At 50.6% G+C, this 24,096-nt stretch carries 28 protein-coding genes, 1 pseudogene and 1 riboswitch; of the genes and pseudogenes, 13 read left to right on the top strand and 16 right to left on the bottom strand.

From position 1 onward, the window contains the following. Positions 1–447: 447 nt before the first annotated feature. Positions 448–843 carry a lysozyme inhibitor LprI family protein gene (locus B9P82_RS02680; protein WP_101699907.1) on the top strand — a complete coding sequence of 132 codons (396 nt, stop codon included), beginning with the start codon at positions 448–450 and terminating at the stop codon, positions 841–843. Here B9P82_RS02680 and rutR read toward each other — a convergent pair. From rutR to B9P82_RS02665, 3 genes are all read right to left on the bottom strand, one after another. Next, positions 840–1,478: an HTH-type transcriptional regulator RutR gene (rutR, locus tag B9P82_RS02675; RefSeq protein WP_016156165.1), complete on the bottom strand. Its 639-nt coding sequence runs from the start codon at positions 1,476–1,478 to the stop codon at positions 840–842. The genes B9P82_RS02680 and rutR overlap by 4 nt on opposite strands. 58 nt (positions 1,479–1,536) lie before the next feature. After that, on the bottom strand, positions 1,537–2,451 hold the full coding sequence (locus B9P82_RS02670) for a DMT family transporter (RefSeq protein WP_075847077.1): 915 nt from the start codon (positions 2,449–2,451) through the stop codon (positions 1,537–1,539). A 165-nt stretch (positions 2,452–2,616) separates the two neighbouring features. Continuing rightward, positions 2,617–2,790, bottom strand: coding sequence for a con-10 family general stress protein (locus tag B9P82_RS02665; RefSeq protein WP_003036022.1), 174 nt, complete (start codon positions 2,788–2,790; stop codon positions 2,617–2,619). A gap of 386 nt (positions 2,791–3,176) precedes the next feature. On the opposite strand from B9P82_RS02665, the gene wrbA reads away from it, so the two are divergent. Both wrbA and B9P82_RS02655 read left to right on the top strand, forming a co-directional pair. After that, complete coding sequence (wrbA, locus tag B9P82_RS02660; RefSeq protein WP_003832057.1) at positions 3,177–3,773, top strand: NAD(P)H:quinone oxidoreductase; 597 nt, start codon at positions 3,177–3,179, stop codon at positions 3,771–3,773. A gap of 20 nt (positions 3,774–3,793) precedes the next feature. Then, positions 3,794–4,021, top strand: a complete 228-nt coding sequence (locus tag B9P82_RS02655; RefSeq protein ID WP_016152581.1) for a YccJ family protein — start codon at positions 3,794–3,796, stop codon at positions 4,019–4,021. Positions 4,022–4,059: 38 nt separating this feature from the next. Here the strand turns inward: B9P82_RS02655 and agp are convergent, their stop codons facing one another. The 8 genes from agp to B9P82_RS02615 form a co-directional block, all read right to left on the bottom strand. Further along, positions 4,060–5,301, bottom strand: a complete 1,242-nt coding sequence (gene agp, locus B9P82_RS02650) for a bifunctional glucose-1-phosphatase/inositol phosphatase (protein WP_016156163.1) — start codon at positions 5,299–5,301, stop codon at positions 4,060–4,062. 87 nt (positions 5,302–5,388) lie between these two features. After that, complete coding sequence (locus B9P82_RS02645) at positions 5,389–6,096, bottom strand: ArsR/SmtB family transcription factor (protein ID WP_101699906.1); 708 nt, start codon at positions 6,094–6,096, stop codon at positions 5,389–5,391. A gap of 69 nt (positions 6,097–6,165) precedes the next feature. Further along, the gene (locus B9P82_RS02640) at positions 6,166–6,921 is read right to left on the bottom strand and encodes a sulfite exporter TauE/SafE family protein (RefSeq protein WP_049042390.1); all 756 of its coding nucleotides are present in this window, start codon (positions 6,919–6,921) and stop codon (positions 6,166–6,168) included. Positions 6,922–7,055: 134 nt separating this feature from the next. Then, positions 7,056–7,562, bottom strand: a complete 507-nt coding sequence (locus tag B9P82_RS02635) for a protein disulfide oxidoreductase (RefSeq protein ID WP_101699905.1) — start codon at positions 7,560–7,562, stop codon at positions 7,056–7,058. Continuing rightward, positions 7,552–8,175 (bottom strand): DsbA family protein, encoded by a 624-nt coding sequence (locus B9P82_RS02630; RefSeq protein ID WP_016156160.1) that lies wholly within the window; start codon positions 8,173–8,175, stop codon positions 7,552–7,554. The genes B9P82_RS02635 and B9P82_RS02630 overlap by 11 nt, the downstream gene beginning before the upstream one ends. After that, positions 8,172–10,052, bottom strand: a complete 1,881-nt coding sequence (locus B9P82_RS02625; protein WP_101699904.1) for a protein-disulfide reductase DsbD family protein — start codon at positions 10,050–10,052, stop codon at positions 8,172–8,174. The genes B9P82_RS02630 and B9P82_RS02625 overlap by 4 nt, the downstream gene beginning before the upstream one ends. A gap of 48 nt (positions 10,053–10,100) precedes the next feature. Next, on the bottom strand, positions 10,101–10,463 hold the full coding sequence (locus B9P82_RS02620) for a hypothetical protein (protein ID WP_016152574.1): 363 nt from the start codon (positions 10,461–10,463) through the stop codon (positions 10,101–10,103). A gap of 70 nt (positions 10,464–10,533) precedes the next feature. Continuing rightward, positions 10,534–10,938: a VOC family protein gene (locus B9P82_RS02615; RefSeq protein WP_016156158.1), complete on the bottom strand. Its 405-nt coding sequence runs from the start codon at positions 10,936–10,938 to the stop codon at positions 10,534–10,536. Positions 10,939–11,335: 397 nt separating this feature from the next. Between B9P82_RS02615 and dsbA the strand changes: the two genes are divergently transcribed. The 4 genes from dsbA to B9P82_RS02595 all read left to right on the top strand — a co-directional run bounded on the left by dsbA (position 11,336) and on the right by B9P82_RS02595 (position 14,186). Further along, positions 11,336–11,959, top strand: coding sequence for a thiol:disulfide interchange protein DsbA (dsbA, locus tag B9P82_RS02610; protein WP_047359508.1), 624 nt, complete (start codon positions 11,336–11,338; stop codon positions 11,957–11,959). Positions 11,960–12,165: 206 nt separating this feature from the next. Further along, positions 12,166–13,092, top strand: a complete 927-nt coding sequence (cbpA, locus tag B9P82_RS02605) for a curved DNA-binding protein (protein WP_101699903.1) — start codon at positions 12,166–12,168, stop codon at positions 13,090–13,092. Beyond that, positions 13,085–13,378 carry a chaperone modulator CbpM gene (gene cbpM, locus B9P82_RS02600; protein ID WP_016152570.1) on the top strand — a complete coding sequence of 98 codons (294 nt, stop codon included), beginning with the start codon at positions 13,085–13,087 and terminating at the stop codon, positions 13,376–13,378. Before cbpA ends, cbpM begins: the two co-directional genes overlap by 8 nt. Before the next feature lie 121 nt (positions 13,379–13,499). Then, on the top strand, positions 13,500–14,186 hold the full coding sequence (locus B9P82_RS02595; protein ID WP_016152569.1) for a Crp/Fnr family transcriptional regulator: 687 nt from the start codon (positions 13,500–13,502) through the stop codon (positions 14,184–14,186). Positions 14,187–14,233: 47 nt separating this feature from the next. On the opposite strand, the gene B9P82_RS02590 is transcribed toward B9P82_RS02595, so the two are convergent. From B9P82_RS02590 to B9P82_RS02575, 5 genes and pseudogenes are all read right to left on the bottom strand, one after another. Then, complete coding sequence (locus B9P82_RS02590; RefSeq protein WP_016152568.1) at positions 14,234–15,070, bottom strand: outer membrane protein OmpK; 837 nt, start codon at positions 15,068–15,070, stop codon at positions 14,234–14,236. Positions 15,071–15,165: 95 nt separating this feature from the next. Continuing rightward, complete coding sequence (gene tsgA / locus B9P82_RS02585; RefSeq protein ID WP_016156155.1) at positions 15,166–16,320, bottom strand: MFS transporter TsgA; 1,155 nt, start codon at positions 16,318–16,320, stop codon at positions 15,166–15,168. 38 nt (positions 16,321–16,358) lie between these two features. Then, positions 16,359–17,066 (bottom strand): purine-nucleoside phosphorylase, encoded by a 708-nt coding sequence (gene deoD / locus B9P82_RS02580; protein WP_101699902.1) that lies wholly within the window; start codon positions 17,064–17,066, stop codon positions 16,359–16,361. A 184-nt stretch (positions 17,067–17,250) separates the two neighbouring features. Beyond that, positions 17,251–17,358, bottom strand: a pseudogene (locus B9P82_RS28805) (hypothetical protein); the annotation flags it as partial. Between the two features lie 147 nt (positions 17,359–17,505). Next, complete coding sequence (locus B9P82_RS02575) at positions 17,506–18,315, bottom strand: CatB-related O-acetyltransferase (protein ID WP_101699901.1); 810 nt, start codon at positions 18,313–18,315, stop codon at positions 17,506–17,508. A gap of 552 nt (positions 18,316–18,867) precedes the next feature. On the opposite strand from B9P82_RS02575, the gene B9P82_RS02570 reads away from it, so the two are divergent. The 6 genes from B9P82_RS02570 (at position 18,868) to petA (ending at position 24,095) form a co-directional block, all read left to right on the top strand. Continuing rightward, complete coding sequence (locus B9P82_RS02570) at positions 18,868–19,407, top strand: GNAT family N-acetyltransferase (RefSeq protein WP_016156152.1); 540 nt, start codon at positions 18,868–18,870, stop codon at positions 19,405–19,407. Positions 19,408–19,618: 211 nt separating this feature from the next. Next, positions 19,619–19,843, top strand: a riboswitch (cobalamin riboswitch). A gap of 220 nt (positions 19,844–20,063) precedes the next feature. After that, positions 20,064–21,119: an ABC transporter substrate-binding protein gene (locus tag B9P82_RS02565; RefSeq protein WP_016152563.1), complete on the top strand. Its 1,056-nt coding sequence runs from the start codon at positions 20,064–20,066 to the stop codon at positions 21,117–21,119. Positions 21,120–21,185: 66 nt separating this feature from the next. Next, positions 21,186–22,253 (top strand): FecCD family ABC transporter permease, encoded by a 1,068-nt coding sequence (locus B9P82_RS02560; protein ID WP_016156150.1) that lies wholly within the window; start codon positions 21,186–21,188, stop codon positions 22,251–22,253. Continuing rightward, positions 22,250–23,065, top strand: a complete 816-nt coding sequence (locus tag B9P82_RS02555) for an ABC transporter ATP-binding protein (protein ID WP_101699900.1) — start codon at positions 22,250–22,252, stop codon at positions 23,063–23,065. The genes B9P82_RS02560 and B9P82_RS02555 overlap by 4 nt, the downstream gene beginning before the upstream one ends. A gap of 10 nt (positions 23,066–23,075) precedes the next feature. Then, positions 23,076–23,516 carry a pseudoazurin gene (locus tag B9P82_RS02550; RefSeq protein WP_047501117.1) on the top strand — a complete coding sequence of 147 codons (441 nt, stop codon included), beginning with the start codon at positions 23,076–23,078 and terminating at the stop codon, positions 23,514–23,516. Positions 23,517–23,543: 27 nt separating this feature from the next. Beyond that, positions 23,544–24,095, top strand: a complete 552-nt coding sequence (petA, locus tag B9P82_RS02545; RefSeq protein ID WP_101700007.1) for a ubiquinol-cytochrome c reductase iron-sulfur subunit — start codon at positions 23,544–23,546, stop codon at positions 24,093–24,095. Position 24,096: the final 1 nt, after the last annotated feature.

The following is a 24,096-nucleotide window of genomic DNA, read 5'->3' as shown; positions in this document are numbered from 1 at the left end:
ACCGGGGTCATCGCTGCAACGCACTGACTTCCAGTTAACTCTGTTTTGCTGTTCAGATAAAAAACGCAGGGGGTCAGGTGTGGGCTGGTCCGGCTGAAAATTGCCGACGTGTTTCCGTAAGGCCGGGAGAACCCGCAGGGATGCGGGTTCAGGGCGCGTTTTACAGGGAAGTTTCCTCGCGCCCGGCCCGGTAGCCTGGAGGAATAAACGGAGGGGACCACGAAGTGGCAATTTTCCCGCCGGGAGCCGGGATTGTTAAGGGTACGGCGATAGTACCCTTAACACGTTCACAGGGAGGATCTTTTCAGAGAAGTGACAAACGTAAGGTGAACGTAGCAATATACCGGAGGCAACAGATTCATTACCTCCGTATGTGCCACTCATCCTCGTTAACTGACAAGCATGACTCCGGTAACGGGGCCTTTTTTTATGGATCCAGAGGGAAGCATGAAACGAATCGTACTGACATGTGCAACGCTGCTGTTGAGCGGCCAGGCGCTGGCGGATGACTGCGCCAACGCGAACACTCAGATTGAGATGAACACCTGTGCGGCAGAGCAGTTTAAGGCGGCCGATACCAAACTTAATGACACTTATCAGAATGCGCTTAAGCGCGCCGCCCCAACCCAGCGCGATTTACTGAAAAAAGCGCAAATCTCATGGATAACCCTGCGCGATGCGGACTGCGCGTTAATCAGTTCCGGCACCGAAGGCGGTAGCGCCCAGGCGATGATTTCCAGCCAGTGTCTGACGGATAAAACCAACGAGCGTGAAGCGTTTCTCGCCTCACTCTTACAGTGCGAAGAGGGCGATTTAAGCTGTCCGTTACCGCCAGCCAGTTAACGCACGCGGATCCCTTCAATAATCATCCGCTGCACGCTCTCCACCGTTTGGTTAAAAAAGGCTTCATCACGCAGCGTTGCGCCCGTTACCGCCTCTACCTGTGGGGCAAAGTCGGCGTAGTGCTGGGTTGAAGCCCAAATCATAAAAATCAGATGATGCGGATCGACCGGAGCCAGTTTCCCACTTTTGATCCAACCGGCAATCAGCGCCGATTTCTCATCAATTAGCGTTTTGAGATCGCCCGTTAATTCAGCCATCAATAAAGGCGCACCTGCCAGCATCTCCATACAAAACAGTCGTGAAGCCTGAGGGTAATCGCGCGACACTTCCAGCTTAAGGCGAATGTATTCTTTAATGGCCACCAGCGGCGCAAAGTCTTCGCGAAAAGCCTTCAACGGAGCCAGCCAGACGTCGAGGATTTGCCGCAAAACGGCAATATAGAGCACCTCTTTTGACGGGAAGTAATAAAGCAGATTCGTTTTTGACACACCCGCCTGCTCAGCGACCTGTTCGAGACGCGTGCCGTGGATCCCATATTGGGAGAAGATATTTAATGCCGCAGTTAATATGGCCTGGCGTTTTGCACTGACGGCCTGCGAGCGCTTACCTGTTTTTTTCTCTGCGCGTTGGACCATGCGCCCTCTCCTTCTTGTGAGGGCGTCAGCATACCAAATCACGCGGTGAATGGTTAAATTAAAGCGACTCCGGCGGTGCCTCTTGCACTCCCCCTTTTTTCTTTTTGAACTTCAGTTCGCTGACCAGCACGCCAACAATAATGAATGCTGCGCCGAGCAAAGCCAGTAGCGGTAAGCGTTCCCCCGCCAGGCGACCAAAGATCCCCGCCCACACCGGCTCACCGGTATAAATGACCGTCGCGCGCGTCGGCGAAACGCTGCGCTGTGCCCAGTTCATGGTGACCTGAATAATCGCACTGAAAATCCCCAATCCCAGCGCCACCACCAGCAATCCCGTAGACATCGGGGGTACGGTCTCTCCGGCCGGTCCCATCGCAATAAACGCCACTATCGAAGCGGTTGCCAGTTGTACCACCGTTACCCGCCGCACATCCACTTTTCCCGCCCACGCGCTAATCAGGATAATTTCTGCCGCAATCGCCACCGCGCCGGCGAGTGTGATCCACTCTCCTTCGCCTAAAGCCAGCAAATTGCCTCCCGGTCCGGCGAGAAAAATCAACCCGATAAAGGCCAGCACAATGCCGACACACGGCATCAGGCCGGGCATACGCCCCAGACACAGCCATTGTAAAAGCGGGACCAACGGCACATACATCGCGGTAATAAACGCCGATTTACTGCTGGGAATAAACTGTAGCCCCCAGGTTTGCAGACTATAGCCCAACGCAATTGCGATACCGATCGCAACGCCTGCTTTGACTTCCAGCCACGTCAGTTTATGCAATGTGCGTAGTGACAAAAGCGCGACCGCCAGCGCAGCGGTGGCAAAACGCACGCCGACAAAGAAAAAAGGTCCGCTCAGGGTAACGGCATATTGCACGGCCAAAAACGTGCCACCCCAGAACATAGTGATCACAATGAGGATCGCTTCCTGAGGTTTAACAGAGAAGGAATAACGAGAAAGTAATGACATGAGACACCCGATTAACTGAATGTCGTTAGTCTGCGTTGCGTTTTGTTACAGTTCAACCTTGCAGACAAAAAAAACCGCCGGAAGAAACCGGCGGCGGTGGGTGGCTACGTAACGTCTGACTCTGATCCTCAGCCGTCACGGCATATCTGACAGCTAGCCCGGCAATTACGATTTGTTGTTGCCGTGGCTATTTTTGCCCCCTTTTTTGCCTGCCTCTGAAGCGCGTTGCGGGTCATTCTTAAAGTTGCCCCCGCTGTGCTGGCCACCTTTTCGACCTGCTTCTGATGCTCTTTCGCGATCTTCCGCAAAGTTGCCGGAACCGCCTCGATGGTTTGCCATTACTGACCTCCGTCATTGATTAGACATCATATTGCATAGGTACTGAGGAGTGATACCTCACGCAGCGTTACGGGCGATACCCTGAAAATAACTGCGTGGGATTAAGCATAGTGAAGCGTGGCCTGAGCAGCCGCTAACTGTAATATCCTGCAACAGGATTGGCGGTGATAGAGAAATAATCACAGCGAGAAATCAATAAGTCTTTCTTATGACTACCAAATTCCACCCGGTTAAATATGTATCATTTTGCAACAAGAGAAGTTGTTATAAAAATTGTTATAAATCAAAGAAGTGATTGTGAAATTTGCACTCCTGACAGTACGTCATATCTTTAAAGGTAGGTAGCGAGTCGCTACGGACACGGTTAACTCGAGGAGTAGTGTAAAATGGCAAAAGTTCTGGTGCTTTATTATTCCATGTACGGACACATTGAAACTATGGCCCATGCAGTCGCAGAAGGCGCAAATAAGGTTGATGGCGCGGAAGTGATTATTAAGCGCGTACCAGAGACCATGCAGCCGGAGATTTTCCTCAAAGCTGGCGGCAAAACACAAAACGCACCAGTCGCAACCCCGCAAGAACTGGCAGATTACGATGCCATTATTTTTGGTACCCCCACACGCTTTGGCAATATGTCCGGTCAGATGCGCACCTTCCTCGACCAGACTGGCGGGCTGTGGGCTTCAGGCGGCCTGTACGGCAAACTCGCCAGCGTATTCAGCTCGACAGGAACCGGCGGCGGTCAGGAACAAACCATTACATCAACCTGGACTACGCTTGCTCACCATGGGATGGTGATTGTGCCTATCGGTTACGCGGCGCAAGAGCTGTTTGATGTTTCTCAAGTTCGCGGCGGTACCCCTTACGGCGCAACCACCATCGCCGGAGGTGACGGCTCTCGCCAGCCAAGTCAGGAAGAATTATCTATCGCCCGCTATCAGGGTGAATATGTCGCAGGTCTGGCAGTAAAACTCAACGGCTAATCTTCAACAGGAGGATTCGAATGCCAACTCAAGAAGCGAAAGCCCATCGCGTCGGCGAATGGGCAAGTCTGCGCAATACATCGCCGGAAATAGCCGAAGCCATTTTTGAAGTCGCGCATTATGACGAGAAACTGGCGGAAAAAATTTGGGAAGAAGGTAGCGACGAGGTGCTCATCAAAGCCTTTAAGAAAACAGACAAAGATTCGCTCTTTTGGGGTGAACAGACTATCGAACGCAAAAACGTCTAGCGCTCAGACTCCCCCGCGAACACGGGGGAGTTTTTCTTTTACTTAGCCGCCTCATTCAACACGCTGTCGAACTTATCTATCGGGCAAAAGCCATCCGCATCTATCGGACACCCTTTCAGCTCCAGCGTTACGCGCTGCGCCGGGGATTTCAGGGTCAGAACGTCAGCATTACGCAACTGCTGCGAGCTCTGATACACGTACTCGATTTTCATCAGATCACGATTCGCGTTGCTGTCATGCCAGCGCTGGAAGACAATCTTCCCGCCAATCGGCGTACGCTCGTTCTGATCGTGAAGCTGGTACGGTTTGAAATCCAGCGCGGTGAGCAGCGATGCGATGTTTGAGTCATGCCCCACCAGCACGGTTATTTTTGGCGCTTTTACGCGTTCAGTAACCAGCGCATTATCAATATACTTCACCAGCGGTTTGGCGACATTCTGCGCCACTTCCGGGGAGGTGAACAGGCTGTCCTGATAGCCATTTTTCAGCTTCGACAGAACCTTCCACTGTTGATCGGATTTAATCTCGCCCCAGGCGACCTTGTCCATCGGGAAGCCTTCGTAATATTGCAGCGTGAAGGCATCAACCAGCGAATTCCCGACCTTCAGCGGCCCCGAAACCCCAGGCTCCTGCTGGTATTTCGCGCTAAACGTATCTTTGGCATCGGTCAGGGAACACTGCTGTTTTTCTTTGCAGGACGGAGAGTCTTTGTAGTCGGTCATTTGCTCAAGCAACTGATAGCTGTCGTTGAGCTGCATTTGGCTACGCTCTTTCTCCATTGCCTGAACCGCCTGCTGGCTGAAGGCGGCGGAATCATCGGTGATCACCGGGTTAAAGGTGGGATCCATGGTGCCCATTTTTTCCTGATGATGGACCGGGACGTCGCAACCCGGGAAAGCACCGGTGACAAAGAACTGCGCCGTCGCGACCGTACGCTGCAGGCTGTTAGCATAGGTATAGACCGTACCCGGCGCCGGACATTCGCCCGATTTCACCATCCCCTGCTCTGCCAGCCACTCTCGCATATAGTGGCCCATATAGATTTCCAGCACGCCGCCTTTGGTGGTCAGTTGTCCGCCGGGGACATCCCATTCTGGCCATTGTTTGGGGGTGGACTGCTCAAGAACACTGCCATTATTGGCTAAAGGTGCGCGTAAGTTATGCCGACTCATCATCAATACTTGCTGAAGCTGATAGCCTTCCGGCGCGGTCTGCGCCTGCGCGGCGGTTGACATTAATACAGCCCCTGCCACGGCTGCGGCGATTAACGATTTATTCATCCCTACGACCTCTTGTTGTTATCAATCACAACAGAGTGTGACAGAAATATGACATATTTCCCGGAACGCTTTCGCAAAACGAACCATCTACGGTGTCGTTTTAATACCGAACTCGGTTTCTAATTTGCGAATGCCAAGCGGGGTGAAGGTGACGCGGCGACCACTCAGCTCCGTTTTTATCCATCGTTTTTCAATCAGCCAGCGTAGCAGCGATGCGCCAAGCACGCCGCCGGGATGGTAACGTCGTTCACTCCAGTCCAGACAACCGCAGGTTAATTTCCGCCGCGATGCGCTCGCAGCAAGGACAATCCCCATTTGTGCCAGTTTTACCTGCCCAAGAGAGGTCAGCGTTTCACCATCCGGCGTTAACCACTCACGGGAAACCAGCGTATCGAACAGCCTCACCGCCACCTCGCCAGCGAGATGATCGTAGCAGGTTCGGGCATGTCGTAAGCCTGGCGGCGTCGTGATTTTTCGTGGCGTAGATGTAGCCCACGCCACGCCCATCAGGCGCTCCAGCAGTTCAGCGATATCAGAGCCTGCAAGGCGAAAATAACGATGCCTGCCCTGCGCGAGCGCCACAACAAAACGTTGTTCGCACAGACGCGCCAGATGCGCACTGGCGGTCGACGCTGACACATCCGCCACTGCGCTGAGCTCGGTCGCGGTCCAGGCGCGGCCATCCATCAGGGCGCACAACATTCGCGAGCGCGATTTATCGGCCATCGCCGCCGCGGTGAGCGCCATTCGCGACTCCAGAGCGCCCTCTTCCTCACTTAACATCACTGATGCCATAGCGACCTCTTTGACCCTGAATGTCTGAATTAACGATGCCATGAAAGCGTTCTAAAGTCACCGCACAGGTCACGCCGCACGCAGCATCATCTCGATACCCAACCCGACCAAACAAAACAGAAAACAACGTTTAAACACGAGCGGAGAAATAACCCGTCGTACACGGGTTCCTAACCACTGACCAATCAGCGCAGGAACAATGGCCAAAGCCGATATGCTCAACGACTGTACGGGCAGCGCGTTGTGCCACCACAGACCAAGCGCCAAAGCCAATGTCGAAAACGTAAAAGAGATCCCGAGCGCCTGAACCAGCTCATCTTTCTCAAAACCCAATGACTGGATCCAGGGCACGGCGGGCATCACAAATACACCGGTTCCACCAGTCAATAAGCCAGTAACAAATCCTATGACGAGGGAGTACGGTTTTTCATGCTGCGGAGCCACTGCGATTTTCTTTCCGGCCAGCGTCCAGATAGCGTAAGCCACCAGCGCCACGCCGAGCGCAAACTGGGTACGGGTGGTATCGCCGCCGGTAATCCAGGCGCTGGCAAGCAGTGTCGCCACCACCACCGTCAATAACATTGGCCACAGTCGTTTGACTAATTGACGCGTATTTCCGCCACCGCCAAACTGAAACAGATTGCTAATCAGCGAAGGCAACAGCAGCATGGCCGCCGCCGCAACCGGCGAAATAAGCGATCCGAGGATCCCCATAGCCACGGTGGGCAATCCCATACCAGTGACGCCTTTTACCATCCCGGCGAGGACAAACGTGGCGGCAATCATCATCACCAGAGCGGGCCCAAACGCTAACGAACTCGTCATGTTGCACTTTCCTGAAAAAGAGAAGATGACCCATTCTGGACGTTAATCGCGGTGCTCGCTTCGCCAGGCAACGAAATATGTCTTCCCGCTTACGGGTAATAATATAAAAAATGCCGGGTTTCCCCGGCACATTATCAGAACGTTTTGGCCCACCACAGCCGAAGCTTCATGCCCCAGTAGCTGGTCCAGCCGCTGGTTGTTGACACCACCCGACCTTGTGACACTACCACCAGCGTGGGCGTGACGCTAATCGCCCAACTGCGGGAAATTGCCCCGTTCGCATCATTGATGACCGGAAAGTCCACGCCTTTACGCGACAGCCAACGAGACACCTCAGCTTCACTGCCGGAGCGTAACGCAATGGTCATCACGTTTTCCCCTTCCGAACGCAGCCTGGCGACTTCCGGCGTCGTGAAGCGGCAAACGCTGCACCAGCTCGCCCAGAAATAAAGCAGCACCGGCTCGTCTTTGCTGAGCGCCGCCAGCGTGACGGTTTCACCATCCAGCGTTTGCAAAGGCGTGCTGTCAAAAGAGCCAGGGAGCTGCGGCGCGCGCCAGACATCCATCAGCAGTATCGCCCCTGCCAACAGCGCCAGTAAGATCAGCCCTTCGCGCAGCCAGCGGCGCAGTTTACTGAGCATTGGCCGCCGCCAGCTTTTCTTTGACCACTTCCTCAAGGGTTTCCCACGGCACCGCACCGGGAATAAGCTCATCACCAATAATCGTTGCGGGGGTGCCCTGCACGCCCACCAGTCGCGCCAGTTGCAGGTTAGTGCTTAGCGTTTCAGCACTTTGGGCATCCAACGCCACCGGACTGGCTCCCGATTTTTCCTGCGCCTGTTTGATACTGACGTCGGTATGGTAACCCTTTTTCTGCATCAGTTTTTCATGTAGCGCCAGAAACTGCTGCGGATGCTCAAGCCAGGTAGTCAGCACGGTCCGCGCCGCCAGTTCCGAACTTTCCCCTTTAAACGGCAGCGGTTTAATCACTACCGCCACGTCAGGATATTTCTGCACAATTTTTTCCAGCATGGGATCCAGTTGCTTGCAGTACGGGCAGTTGTAATCGGTGAAGTTTATCAGGGTCAGTTTCGCCTGCTTAGCGCCAATCCGCGGGCTGTTGGGATCGTTAAACAGGGCCTCCTGGATTAATGCTTCAATTTGCTTTTCCTGTTCCGGTGTAAACGGTGCAGGCTCTTTCGCTACGCTGACGGCAGAAAACAGGGTTAACAGCAGAACAATCATTATTTTCATGGGGTTACTCCTTTGGCGTCGGTCAACGTTTGCAATACCGCATCGCGGGTTAACAACGTTGGTAACGCCTGGCCTTCCGGCAGACCGGGGCCATAAATTTGGTTATACGGCACAGCAACCTGGCCGCGTTTTTTCAGAAATTCGGTGATGGCTTCAGAAGGGAGCGTCCAGTCGCCGCGCAGCGCCACTACATCCGGCTGTTGCAACGCGGCCTGTACGTCATCTTTATGCAACACGTTGTATTTGTTCACCTTACAAGTGATGCACCAGTCGGCAGTGACGTCAATGAACACACGCTTATGTTGCGCCAGCGCATCCTCAATCGCCTGCTCGCTAAGCGGTTGCCAGTTCACGCTTTCTTTAGCGCTAGCGTGTCCGGCCAGCCCTAAATGTGGGAGCAGCAACGTCGCAAGCCAGATAGCCGAACCCAGCATCATGACACCGAGAAGACGCCGCAAACTATTCATCCAGCGTCCCGGACGCGGCAAACGCAGCGCCAGACCGGGACGCAGAGCCACCAGCAGCCACGGCAAGCTCATCCCCAGGCCGAGTGCGATAAACAGTCCCCACAACGTTGGCAACGAAGCGGTCAATGCCACCGCTACCGCTGTTCCCAGAAACGGGGCGCTGCACGGCGTGGCGAGCAGGGTCGCAAATGCGCCTTGCCAGAAATGTCCCGACAAGCCGTTGCCACCGTGAGTCGCCAGCGTGGTGGTCATCGCCGAAGGCAGGCGGAATTCAAACCACCCGAACAGGCTGGCGCTGAACGTCAGCATCACCACGACCATGACGCTAATGAACCACGGGTTCTGAAACTGGATCCCCCAGCCCAGCGCCTGATTGGTTAAACGTAGCACTGTCATCAGTAGCGCCAGGGCCATAAAGGAGACCAGGATCCCGGCTACCGATGCGAGGAACTGACGGCGGATCTGGTGACGGCTTTTTTCCTCAACCAGCAAAATAGAGCCCAGTTTCATGCCGAGAACCGGTAACACACAGGGCATCAGGTTGAGGATCAAACCGCCCAGCAGCGCCATTAGCACCACCTGCCACAATGGGAGTGAGGCGTTCTCAATAACCGGGGCTTCGCCAATCGCAAGACGACTTTCCTGGGCAACACCGTTATCTGCCAGCACCAGCGTGACCGACTTACCGCGTAAATCCGGCGCGCCTTCCCCCCAACCATCATGAACGGGCACCGTGGCGCGTAACGTCTCACCTGCGACGTGAATTTGCGGCATGCCAAAATCAGCATCATCAACGGCGTCCAGATACAGCCCAGGCGCAGTCCAGCCTCCCGCGCGGTGAGCCTCGACGACCAGCTCGCCGGCCCGTGCGCCAGCGCGCAAAGTATCGGTCAGGCCGCTGGCAAGCGGGATCTGCCCCATTGCCTGCGCATAGTCATGCGCAAAAGTCGGGTCCTGGGTCGTGGAGGTCACGGAAAAAGGAAAATCCGTCAACAGGCAAACGTTGCTACAGGTGGATAGCGTCAAAACACCGCTAAGCGTGGCGGGCGATCTGCCGCGCACAACCATCGGGAATGTCACATTATCGTGATAGCCCTGGGTCGTGATATTAGCGACCTCAAAGCGTGCAGGGGTTGGCCAGAACCAGTCGACCGCAGGCATTTCCCCTTGCCAGGCGATAGATGGCGCGACGCCTCCCTCGCCCGGCGAACGCCAGTAGGTTTTCCAGCCGTCCTCCAGTTTAACATCCAGCAACAGACGAGTTTCGCCGCCTGAGGACGTATCAGCGCGTAACCGTACGCTGGCGTGATCGTTATCGGGTGAACGCAGCCAGCCGGGTTCAGCCGCCCAGGATACGGGCAGCCATAGCAATAACAGACAGAGCAGCGCCTGCCTGAAAACAGTCATCATATATTTTCTCCGTGAATAATTATCTAACAGTCAGCAACGGCTGTTCTGTCATTCACGGAAGACGCAAAATCGCAGATGTACCCTTAGCGTGGGCGGCGAGATGGCTCGCGGTGGGAAAAAAGGCAGACGAAACGCCCGCACTGGCGCCAGCAGCGACAGTAGCAGACACAGCACCAGAATAGCGCCTTCGAACAGTACCGGGGGCGCCGCCAGTAATGACTTCGCGCTCAGTTCACAAGGGGTAACGGACGAGGCCTCATCGGTCTGCGCTTGTGCGCTTACGACCACGCTTGTGGCAACGGTGTCCATCTGCAACGCGTGCAGGCCCGCCATGCGTTGTGCGGTACAAACCATCACCACAACACATGCCAGACAGAGGAACCACCATCCCATCCGTTGACGTTTCGCCATTATACCCTCACTGATTGATGCGAGTTATCTTAACCACTCACCAGGTTTTGGCAACCTTTGCGCTGTAAAGTTATGTCCTGTCATCAGCAGGATATACCGCGATTTCAATCAGATTGAGATCGGGATCTCTGACATAAACCGAGCGAATCGGTCCCATCGCACCGGTTCGTGCAACCGGCCCCTCAACAATATCGACCCCGTGCGTTTGAAACGTGGCTATCACCTCTTCCAGCGCACGCGTGGTGATAAAACACAAATCCAGCGCCCCCGGCGTTGGCGCGTAAGCTTTGGGTTCAAACTCCTTTCCCCGAATGTGGAGGTTAATTTTCTGATTGCCAAAGACGAAGGCTTTCCGCCCTTGCGCGAAGGTTTCCAGCCTCATCCCTAAAAGTTCGACATAAAAACGAACGCATGCCTCTTCATTATTGGAGGTCAATACCAGATGATCCAGGTGGTCAATCATAGCGATATCCATTTTGGTTGCTCATCACTGACACTTACCCTATTCATTCACACGCTACAAGAAAAAGAGAATCTTACGGCTGCGTTGACAGAACATAGCGCAACGCGTTGCGGCTCACGTTTTATAAATCAAATGATAATTAATCATATTTCCGTTTTTATTTATTACAATATAACATTGCCAAAGTAATTACAAAAATATCACGGAAGTGATCATTCACTATTTACGAAGAGTACCAAAGGATATTCGCAGAACAGTACATAAATACTGTCCCGCTACGTATTGATGCGTAAATGAAAGTAAGGGGCAGCGCATTTTTAGGTGATTATCGTATTATAGCCCGACGCAATGAAGAGCGTATTCATTCGCAGAAAATTTGTTTATTGAATGTTATTTAGAGTATATGGAAATGAAAAAATATTTATTACCCCTGATTGGGTTACTTTTTACCGTTAGCGCTCAGGCAGCACCATTTACCGACGGCAAAGAGTTTATCTCACTGGAAAAACCCGTCGCTTCAGCCCCGGCAGCGCTGAAGTTTTTCTCATTCTATTGTCCTTCCTGCTATCAGTACGATGAAGTTTTTGAAATCACTGATAACGTGAAAAAAGTTTTGCCTGCTGACGTCAAACTCACCGAATACCACGTCGACTTTTTAGGCCCTCTGGGGCAAGACATGACGCACGCCTGGTCCGTCGCCATGCTGTTGAACGTGCAAGATAAAGTTAAACCGTTGCTTTTTGATGCCGTGCAGAAAAAACAAACCATTAAATCGGCGGACGATATTCGTAACGTATTTATCAGCGCGGGCGTCAGTGCCAGTGATTATGATGCTGCATGGAATAGTTTTGCCGTGAAATCACTAACCGCCAAACAGCAAGAAATGGCTAAAGCTGTAGATTTAACCGGTGTGCCCGCCTTTTTTATCAACGGTAAATATATGATCAATCCGAAAGGACTGAAATCTGATGACCTTAACGCATTCGTACAAAACTATGCTGATACGGTCCGCTTCCTGATCACTAAATCCTGATGTTTAGCTAATCTCACTATTCGCACCACACAACAGACGCCATAACGTTAAAAAGCGCTGTTGGTGGTGCAACGCCCGCATCGTTTATAGCAATATCCTCCCTTCCCGGTTGGCATTCTCCGTTATCAGGATTACCCTAAACTTAGCGGTGATACCTGTTGTCAGGGTTCACCTTCTGCAAGTGTTGATTTACACGAGAGAACGCTATGGAATTAAAGGATTATTACGCCATTATGGGCGTGAAACCGACAGACGATCTCAAGACAATCAAGACCGCCTATCGTCGACTCGCCCGTAAATATCATCCTGATGTCAGCAAAGAGACTGACGCGGAGGCCCGGTTTAAAGAGGTTGCTGAAGCCTGGGAAGTCCTGAGTGATGAACAGCGACGCGCCGAGTACGACCAGTTGTGGCAGCACCGCAACGACCCACAGTTCAACCGTCAATTCCAACAAGGAGAGAATCAACGCTATAACGCCGAAGATTTCGACGATATCTTCTCCTCCATTTTTGGTCAGCATGCGCAACAGTCTCGCCAGCGTCATGCCAGCCGCGGGCACGATATTGAAATTGAAGTCGCCGTATTCCTCGAGGAAACGCTTACTGAGCATAGCCGCACGATCAGTTACACCCTGCCAGTTTACAATGCGTTCGGCATGGTCGAACGTGAAATTCCTAAAACGTTGAATGTAAAAATTCCGGCTGGCGTCGGTAACGGTCAGCGTATTCGTCTGAAAGGCCAGGGCACCCCCGGTGAAAACGACGGGCCAAACGGTGATTTGTGGCTGGTGATTCATATCGCGCCACATCCGCTGTTCGATATCGTTAATCAGGATCTGGAAGTGGTCGTTCCCCTGGCTCCGTGGGAAGCCGCGCTGGGCGCGAAAGTAACCGTTCCGACGTTAAAAGAGAGCATCCTGCTGACCATTCCTGCGGGCAGCCAGGCCGGGCAGCGGTTACGCATTAAGGGCAAAGGTCTGGTAAGTAAAAAACATACCGGCGATTTGTATGCGGTGATCAAAATCGTCATGCCGCCGAAACCTGACGACGCCAGCGCCGCCCTGTGGCAGCAGCTGGCGGATGCACAAAAGACCTTTGATCCGCGCAAAGAGTGGGGAAAGCATAATGGCTAACGTCACCGTCACCTTTACCATTACCGAGTTTTGTCTGTACACCGGAGTGTCAGAAGAAGAGCTACATGAGATTGTCGGCTTAGGGGTGATAGAACCTCATGAAGACGAAACTTTTGACGATCATGCGCTGACCGTCATGCGTCGCGCGATACGCCTGCGTCAGGAGCTGGAACTTGACTGGCCGGGAATTGCCGTTGCGCTGACGTTGCTGGAAGAGAACGCTCAACTGCGGCAGGAAAACCGCCTGCTGCGCCAGCGACTGTCCCGTTTTATCAGCCATCCTTAATGTGTCAAGGCCAGCATGATGCTGGCCCTTTTATTATCCGCAACCCGCTCTTAATGACATTGCGCAGCAGATGGCATACAGTCAGCGATAAGAATTATCTCAAACAATAAGACGTTGAGCCATGCAGCTTAAGCCCCTCACAAAAGGTCGTTTTCACAATATCTGGCAGCAAGATGATGCCTTAATTGAGAAGATATTCCAGGAGTTGCTCTCTGAAACACAGATTATCCAGGAAGATGACTATCTTTACCGCCAGGGACAGGTAGTCGATCGACTAATCATGGTGCAGTCAGGGAGAATTTCTCTGCGTTATAGCGCGGAGAATGGTCGCCGTTTTCAACTGGGTGCAATGGAATGTGATGAGCAACTGTTTGGCGAAATGGAGTTTTTTACCGGGTATCGTTGCCAGCTTGATATCGTAGCCGAAGAACCGCTGACCGTGGCGGTATGCAACTGTGACCGTCTGGAGGAAGCGCTGAACCAGCACCCCAGACTGGCGATATTTTTCGCCAGCGCAATGGCCGTTGATTATCAGGATATGCTGGAAATCTTCCTGCACCGGATGCTCTACCCTATCGTACATAACGTGGCGTATGACCTGTATCGCCAGCATCAGGACAAGCAGCCAATGGATGGTTTTCATAAAAAATACCAGGAAGCTGAGCGATTTGGCACCACCGACCGGGTCTATCGGCGGGCGGTGAAAGCGCTGACGGATGCCGGGCTGGTAACGCGCACGAAGCAAGGACTGGAGATTAAGGATCTGGATGGGCTGCGTAAATTTCTCGGCAATGACATCATTGACTGACACACCAACCCTGGCAAACGGAGCATTGGTGTGTCATTTCAGCGCAATCAGAACTTATAGGTGAGGTTGAAATAGTGACCCAGCCCGGTGGTACGCCCTGCTCCACCGTGGTTTTCCATTAATGCCATGTTGCGAAAATATTTTAAGCCATAACCTACTGCATAATGCTCTGAATGCCAGTAGATGCCGTTATACCATTCAATCGCGTTATTGCTATATAACGGCTGGTTAGCAATCTTGTTCGCGGCGAACTGGTAGTCAAAGTAACCCTGATAGTTCAAATAACTGCCGTTGGCGAACGTATAGAACGGCGTCGACCAGTTGGTCGAGAACATGTAACCATCCCACTTACCTTCGTTATCTGCACCGTAATTTTCACGTACATAGTGCGCATAAATGTTCATTCCCACCAGACCAAACCACGGCACTTTAACATCCGTGCCGAGACCAACGTAATGCTCAAATAATTCCCGGTCACCAATGTTATTTACCGTTGCGATATAGAATTCGTTAAATGGCCCAACGGATAAATCTTTATTAAAAATGGCGTCCAGGGAAAAACGTGGAGATATCTTGGCAAAGAAGTTATCCCCCCCGTGACGATCGTCCTGCTCGCGATCCAAAATATCAAAGAAATCCACATAACCATACAGATCGATAATCCCGGATCGTGCGCCAAACTCCAGCTCAAGATAGGTGTCATTACGAATACCATAAGGCACTTTCGCATCCACACTTTGCATTAAGTTCATCTGCATCCAGTTAAAATCATTTTTGCGGATGTTGCCATCGGCATAATCAGCCGCAAGCGCTTGCGTACAGCACATCGCAATTACCGCACCCAGAACTGTTTTTTTCATCATTGATTTATTTTTCTTCAGCATTTTCAATTCCTTTGAGCAAGGTTGAGTGTCGCCCCACCAGATAAATGGCGTGACGGCGGGCTATCTAATTAAAGAGGTAAGCGTTATTACTGTGTTTAATTACGTTTGAGTTTTAATGTACCCATCAACATAATAAAGATAATTAAATACAACACCGGTATTGCGTACATGATTTTCTGCAACCCCATAGTTTTTTCCATTAGCGCACTGATCGCCGGACTAAACATGGCGCCAGCACTACCGCTAATTAAAATATAAGAAACGTTCTGGCTGCTCGCGCGCTTCACGAAAGAAACCCCGTAGGCAATAAAGGAGTTATACAGCGCTGCGCAGACAAACCCGTAACTATAAGCCAGATAATCAAGCCCGGAGATATTTTCCTTCGTGACAATGATGGTGGTAATAACGCAAGCTAACAAAATAATGCTAAGCAAGAAATAATGTATCTTTACGCGGGAAACAATAACGGTTGAGACTAACGCGCCGACCAGCGCAGCACCCCAGTATTGCGTAATAATATTACCTGCTTCTTCGAAGGGAATACCAAATTTGTTCTTCACAAATAATGGTGCCCAGGTCAGGAAGGTATACAGCGCCAACATACCTAAGAACAAGCCGATGCCTCCGCTGATAATCCCTGGATTCCACTCGGATTTCACCGGGTCTGCGCTATCCGCTGCAGGGGCCGTTTCACAGGCGGTAAAGCGGGTGAGAGCCACAACGCCCAGCGTGAGTAAGGCCACTATGCCTACGCTCAGATAGCTGTAACTCCACGACATATTGTGCGTCAGGGCGAAGGTGGTAATCAGCGGGAAAACTACGCCCGCGACGTTAAAGGTGGCGTCCTGCACCACCAGCATCGTACTTTGAATGCGATCCTGCCAAACCGAAACCACGATCGTTCCCGCCACGCACAGACCAATCCCGCCGCAGAAACCCACCAAGGTCATGGCGACCATCACCGGCCATAAGCCAGGGCTTAAGTGCATTGCCAGAGCGCAGAGGAACACTATCGAATAGATAATGAGCGTCATACGCTTAACGCCGATTTTCTCAATCAGGAAAAAGGCGGCGATGGTCCCGGCTAACGCCCCACCGTTAAGCAACGAAAATATCGAGGCGACGGTATTCACATCGGCACTGTAGCGTACTGCAATCGGTTCAATCAGCATGCCAAACTGACTGGCAAATCCTGCCATAATAAAATTTGCCAGAAAACTAATCAGCGTAAGTGCTATTTTATTCTTCATATAATGCCATCTCTGATTGGTTCATTTAAATGCTGATGCTAAGCCGTAACAGCTGTATTTAGCGCCAGCTCTATCATATTTTTAAAGGTTAACTGCCGTTCTTCCGCCGTTGTTTCTTCTCCTGTCAGGCAATGATCGGATACGGTTAATATAGCCAACGCTTCAATATTAAACTGATGCGCTAAAGCGTATAACCCTGCCACTTCCATATCCACACCCAGCACACCAAACTTTTCCAGTGCAGGTATTAAATTTTCGTCAGGATCGTAATAAAGATCGCCACTGAAGACATTGCCGACTTTAACGTCAATACCGGCCTTCTGCGCCAATGCCCACGCCTGCTGCAATAATGGGAAATGGGCAGATGTAGCCATCGCGTAGCCCGCGCTACGTTTTAAATTTGTGACGGAATCCGTTCCGGCGGCGATGGCAAGAATAATATCTCGCATTTTGACATGATGTTGTGTTGCCCCCAGACTGCCGACACGAATAATTCTCTGTACACCGAAGTCATGTACCAGTTCATGAGCATAAAGCGTCATTGACGGAATACCCATGCCATGTCCCATCACCGAAACAGGTTGCCCAAAATAAAGACCGGTATAGCCCAGCATATTGCGTACATTGGTGACTTCGCGGTAATCCATTAGATAATTTTCGGCAATAAACTTAGCGCGAAGCGGATCGCCCGGCATAATAACGGTTGGCGCAAAATCACCCGCTTTGGCATTAATATGTGCAGTCATAACAATTCCTGAATTATGGGTATTGAAGATATGCAGGGATTGTAACCAGCGGATTGCAGAGGATTGAGGACAAAAGTCCTGCTCAGAGGATCGGCCTCTCATTTCTGAGAGTTAGTGTTGCGGGCAGATGGAAAAGCAGAAAACGGCGTCCCCGCCGCGCAGGCAGGGAAAACGCGCAGGACTATCAGGATTTATCGTTCTGTCTGAACAATAGAGCGGTGTAACGAGTATTCACTTTCCCGCTACGCTTACCATCTGGCCCGAAATAGCGATCGTTTCTACACAGACGCTCGGTGCCAGTCTGGTTAGTCCGGTCGTTGCTGCGTATGCTGACAATGGCAAAACGCTCATCACTAGCAAGATGCTAACTTTTGTCATCGTGTTGTCCTTATCTCATTTTGCTTTCGCCGGATAACAGTCCCAACAATGACATATTAAACTAAAGAGTTGTAAATATTTCGGTAAGATTAAATTTTTTATATGCTTTTTCTTTTATAGTGCCATTCGATATCAACGTGCTCATTTCAGTGACAAAATTTATAATATCATCACACTTGCTGTTATCGGGTAAATCGGTGTAATTATAGTTCCACCATTTTATTTTTAACAACTGTTCAATAATATCTGACTCAAATCTGTATTTGATAATTTTCGCAGGAACCCCTGCGACAATAGCATATGGAGGCACATCTTTAGTAACAACGGAATTTGCTGCAACAACAGCACCATCACCAATTGAAATACCACCTTTTAAAACGACATCATTGCCAATCCAGACATCATTGCCAATCGTTGTATTTTTAGGCTTTGTAATAAATGGTTTCAATACCCAGTTTTGTCCGAACTCGTTGGCAGCGTATTTATCAAACTCGCCATTATAAGTAAGCATATGAGTTGTAAAACGATTCATAGGATGGTTTCCTCCCATGATTTTTACGTTTGATGCAATACTACAAAATCTTCCGATATTTACATTACCCGGAAAATAACAGGTTGGAAATGAAAACGCACCAACGCTAGAAAAACTTTTTACTGGCATTGTGGAATATTGTTCAGCAATAACATCAGCTTCAATTCTAATTTTGTCACCTTTCGCGAACAGTAACAAATTTCTTTCTTTATAAACTTTCTTACCTCTATGATTCAAAAAGATATCGTTATCCATGCAAAATTCATAGTGCTTCCGAGTCCATCTAAAAACAAAAATTTCATTTGTGTCTTCTGAAAAATTATAGAGTCTGGTTTTCATACTGTTATTGTCTGCTTTTATTTGAAAATCTACGATTAGATTAAAGATACTCTAAACCCTAACCTTAATCAACTATTACAGTATGAAATAATCCATATTGTAAATCACCTTGTTGTGACATTTACTCTTACCACTCATAATTTAGTTTCTATAATATTCTGCTTAGAGAATGAATACAGATATGTTTTGAGACGTCGTTTTCAAAAACAAAATGTCAGATGCTTTTCTATTAGGGCAATCCAGGTAATGAAGAAAAAAATGCAGCCTCAGTTGCAAATACCTGGCAGCCCAATAGGATGCAATTCTTTTTTCTGTCCCAAGAAGACGCTGAAAACCTTAGTTCTCGCGACAGCCTGACCTTCTGCGCGAAGAATTTTGTTAAGTTTTTCTGCCTGATTGCACTCTGTGGTGGCCGCCCAAACACCCATTTATAACCCGTAATGAGAATAGCTCCGTATGCAATTGCGAGTCTGTCTCTTACTGCTCAATATTGTTTTTAAAGTGGTCTTATTGTTATTATCATTTTCCGTTCTAAATTTGAGTTATGCTGCCATGATCCCATTTAGGTTTAGTGAGATGACTCCCGCCGATATTCCTGCTGTTCAGTCGTTTCTTGTTGAGCATCTTAATTTATACTTCAATGCCGGTAGAGCCATGCCTTCTGCCGAAGAAGATCTCTTTGATCTCGCACAACAGTATATCTTGCAGGAAAGGAATTCATTGCTTTGCGCGTGGAGTGAAAACCAGGAATTAATCGCTACACTGGCGGTATGTCAATATGATGATCGTATTACTGAACTACGTGGTCGCTATAACTTGTCTGAAACAGCGGAAATTTGTCGTTGCTACGTGGATGAGCGCTACCGCAGACAGGGGATCGGAAGTCAATTGTTTGCCTTAGCTAAGGTATTCTGTCAGCGACATCAATATAAGACTTTATATCTCCATACACATCATTTTTTACCCGGAGGGTATTATTTCTGGTTGCGTAACAATTTTAACGTGATTATGGATATGCAGGATGAGTGGCAATTGGTACATATGGAGAGTACACAAAAAAAAGAGTCAAGCGCTGATATGCGGGATTTTTGATGGTAATCAATATGTTTCATACACAGAAGTTTCAGCATGCGTGTAATTTGATCAATATCAACCAATTCTCATTTAGCTTCCTGTTGTTATTTTCATTTACAACATCGCAGTAACCAACAAAATCATAACTCACTGTATTAAATGGGTATTTTTTTCTACACCACTACCTTTTATCTCTTGCCCTCTATGGTTGACCTTGTTAACAATTGCCGCTAGAGTCGCTTTCGACAGCATTTCATTACATTTTTGTATATGAATAGGAATATGGTGAGAATTATTCAATTCAATTCCATAACTGCCCCCGCAACTGTAGGCGGATGCAGAATATCCCTGTGTGGCTCATAAACCACAGGTCACTGTAAAGTTCATCTTTATGGGAAGGCCGATATTCTGATTACCGTGAGTCAGGAGACCTGCTGTCAAAGGTGTATGCCATTGAGTGGACGGGATGGTCCATGGGATGAATTATTTGACGCAAGCGGTAGTGTATTTATGAATAAGATTTTGGCTGAGTAAAGCTTATTTGCATTTTTTGCATATCTTCATTCTTAAATTTCACGATTCAATGTCATCTATCTTCATGTCTCCTCCCGATATATGGAATGAAATAAGCCATGACCAGACCTTAAGATTCTGGCATCAACGGGACGATGATAATGCACGCTAATTCTACCTTTTACTTCTCTAAAAAAACGCTTCTGGCTATTTTTGGCACGACTGCTCTCCTGCTTACTTCCGGTTTTTCCGAGGCAGCAAAAACCGAATATCCTCTGACGATTAAAAACTGTGGCCGCGATATTACCTTCAATCAGGCACCAACGCGCGTGGCGACGGTGGGTCAGAACAGTACCGAGATTCTCTATTCACTGGGGCTGGCCGATCGCGTCGTGGGTACTTCGCTGTGGTTTGGCCCGGTACTGGAAGCTTATAAAACAGCAAATGAAAAAGTCGCCGTTATCGCGCAAAATATTCCAAGCTTTGAAGGGATCGTGGCGAAAAAACCGGATCTGATCGCCAGTCAGTTTGAGTGGCAAATCGGCCCTGCTGGCACGGTTGCCTCTTACGAACAGTTTAGTGAACTTAAAATTCCCGTTTACACCGCGCCAGCTGACTGTGCGAAAGATAACGAAGATGGTGGTGATGGTGTCCGTAAGGGCATGTTTGATATTGCCATGGTGTATCAGGAAGTCGCCGATCTGGCGAAAATCTTCGATGTTCAGGATAAAGGCGAGGCGCTGATTGCCAGCCTTAAAGCACGTGAAGCCGCAGCGAAAAACAAAATTACCGGAATGGATGAGAATGTTTCCGCCGTGTTCTGGTTCTCAAGCGCCGACCTCCAGCTTGACCCTTACGTTGCCGGGAAGTTTGGTCCGGCGGCATGGATCGCCCAAACGCTGGGAGTGAAGAATGTGATTGATTCTGCTGAAGAGTGGCCAACGGTGGGTTGGGAAACCATCGCAAAAGCGAATCCTTCACTCATTGTGCTCGGTGAAATGAGCCGTCGCCGCTTCCCGGCGGATGACTGGAAGGTCAAGATGGAATACCTCAAGTCCGATCCTGTCGCCAAACTGGTTCCTGCCGTCAAGGAAAACCATCTACCGGTCATTGACGTACAGACCATGAATGCCGGGATCAGAACTATTGATGGTGTGGAAAAACTGGCTGATGCCCTTGTTGAATATGGCTTAGCACATCCGCAGGCTGCTCATTAATCTACGTTTTGCGCTATATCCTCGCACGGTGTAGCGCATCTCCGTTACTCAGGAACGCAGATAATCATGAGTGATTCACGCAGGATGCGTCGCGCTGTTGGTCAGCTTGCGGTGAGAGTCAGTGGGCATGCCGTTTGGGTCAGTGCGCTAATGTGTGGCGTACTGCTGGCGGGGATTTCCATCGGCGAAACGCTTATCCCCTGGCAGCATGTTCTCAGCACGCTGGCAAATCATCTTTTTGATACACACTATCCTGTCGATGCGCTGGATGCAGGGATCGTCTGGAACTATCGCCTGACCCGAGCGCTGGTCTCCGCCAGTTGCGGCGCGTGCCTGGCTGTTTCCGGCGTAGTGTTACAGTCGCTGCTACGCAATGCGCTCGCCGAACCCTATCTACTGGGGATTTCTGCCGGAGCGTCCACCGGAGCGGTGCTGATTGCTCTCACTGGGCTTGGGGCTGGCATCATCAGTATGTCATTGGGCGCTTTCATTGGTGCGCTGACGGCATTTCTGTTCGTTGCGCTATTGGCGATGGCCGCTGGCGGTAGACAAGGTGGGGGTGTGACAACCCAAATCATCCTTGCCGGGATCGCCAGCTCCCAGCTTTTCAATGCGATCACGTCGCTTATCATTACCCGCTCAGCAAACGCCGAGCAAGCACGCGGTATTATGTTCTGGCTGTTGGGCAATTTGAGCGGTGTACGCTGGCCCGATGTTGTCTTAGCCATTCCTACCGCTCTGGTCGGTATCGCGCTGTGCTTCTGTTATGCCCGCCATCTTGATGCTTTCTCCTTTGGCGCGGAGTCTGCGGCATCGCTGGGCATTCCGGTAAAACGTACCCGTGCAGTGCTGATTGCCGCCGTCACCGGCATGACGGCGATTATGGTCTCCATTGTGGGTGCGATCGGTTTTGTCGGTCTGGTGATCCCTCATGCTGCTCGTCTGCTGGTCGGCAACCAGCATCATCGACTGCTGCCGGTTAGTGCGCTTACCGGAGCTATTTTCCTCATTATCGCTGATGTTATTTCCCGCACGTTACTACCCGGTCAGGTACTCCCAATAGGCGTGATCACGGCTCTGGTTGGCGCTCCTGCGTTTTCAATCATTCTGATTAGAGGAAACCAGAACAAATGACGGTGAATCTCGTACAGCCACTCGTTACCTCTGCGCAAGTCGTTATTGAAGCCTGTAATTTGTACTGGAAGGTAAAAGGTAAGACGATTGTTGAAGATATTTCGCTCAGCGTAACGCCCGGCGAGTTTGTCGGCATCATCGGTCCTAACGGCTCGGGCAAAACGTCACTGATTTCACTGCTGGCCGGTTTGCTGAAGCCAACTTCCGGGCGTATCGCCCTGCAGCAAAAGGCGCTCCAGCATTATTCGCGGCGTCACCTTGCGCAGCGGGTGGCGTTGGTCGAACAACAGGCAGAAACCAGCGAGCGTCTTACCGCTTTACAAGCCGTTTCTCTGGGGCGCACGCCCTGGCTTAGCCTGCTCTCGCCCTGGTCCGCCAAAGATGACGATATCGTGCAAACTATGCTGGGGAAGGTCGATCTCCGTGAATTACAGCACCGATGCTGGCATACCTTTTCCGGGGGAGAAAAACAGCGCCTGCATATCGCCCGGGCGCTGGCGCAGCAGCCGCAGTTGTTACTGATGGATGAACCCACCAACCATCTCGACATTCAACATCAGATTGGCCTGCTTAGTCTGGTTAAACGTGAAAAGCTCACGGTCATTGCCGCTCTGCACGACCTCAATCATGCCGCGATGTTCTGCGATCGCATCATCGTCATGACATCCGGGCATATGGCAATGCAGGGGACTCCTTGCGCCGTGTTTACCCGTGAAAACCTCCATGCCTGGTTTGGTATCGACGCCATTGTTGAACATGAAACTGGCGCTGAAAACTGTTTTATCCGTTATCAAAGACCTGATGAATTTTAAGGAAGAATCGATGAAATATCTCAAACAGAGTCTGAAAGTTTTATGTTTACTCGCCCTCGCCTCTTCAACCTTCGCACAAACTCACGACGTTTTGATGAAAAATCGTGGGTCTGCGGGACCAATGGTCTATGAGCCGGATTATCTGGAGATCCAGCCCGGGGATACGGTGAAGTTTATCCGTAAACATAAGAGTCACAACGCGGCTTCAATCGCTGAATTGTCTCCGGCTAACTATCCCGGTTTTTTGGGAAAAATCGATGAAGAGATCGAAGTAACTTATGACAATGCCGGATTTTACGGAATCAAATGTACACCGCATTACGCTCAGGGCATGGTGATGCTGATAAAGGTTGGAGATGCCACGTTACCAGCAAGCTATCGGGCATTCAAAGCGCCGGGTATTGCTGATAAGCGCTTTCAGGAAATTTACGCGCGTATCGACAAACGTTAATCCGCGATGCTCAGGGAGAAATACGAGGTGACAGAGAATAAACTTGCAGATGGCGAAATCCAGGAACAGCGCCGGGAATGTCTGTGTAAACTGACAAAATTCGTCGGTGCGGCAGGCGTCGCTGCTGCCGTCTGGCCGCTGGTTTCGGCCCTGGGTCCGGATGAGAAGACTCTTGCGGAAAATGAACCGATTGATGTCTCTCTTGCGGGGGTTGCTGCTGGACAAACCGTCAGACGCGTATGGCAGGGAAAGCTGATTCTTATTCACCATCGCACCCAGGATGAGATTATTACTGCCAGAAGTGCCGACTGGCATACGCTTATCGACCCACAACCGGACAGCGAGAGGGTCTCAGCAGCTCATCCTCAATGGCTGGTGGTTCAAGGGTATTGCCCACATGCCGGGTGCGTACCCAACGCCCGACCAGGAGGGGTGGGTTGGATCTGTCCGTGCCACGGCTCAGAGTTTGATACCTCCGGGCGCGTAACGCGCGGCCCCGCGACGACCAACCTGGCAATCCCGGACTACGTTATTCATTCGGATGGTCAGGCCGTGCGTATCGGCACGAAGGAAGCCTGAA

The organism is Citrobacter sp. L55 (genome assembly GCF_002850715.1).
Classification (GTDB): Bacteria; Pseudomonadota; Gammaproteobacteria; order Enterobacterales; family Enterobacteriaceae; genus Citrobacter; species Citrobacter braakii.
Note: the sequence above shows the minus strand (reverse complement) of the source record. Positions and strands in the feature narration are given on the sequence as shown.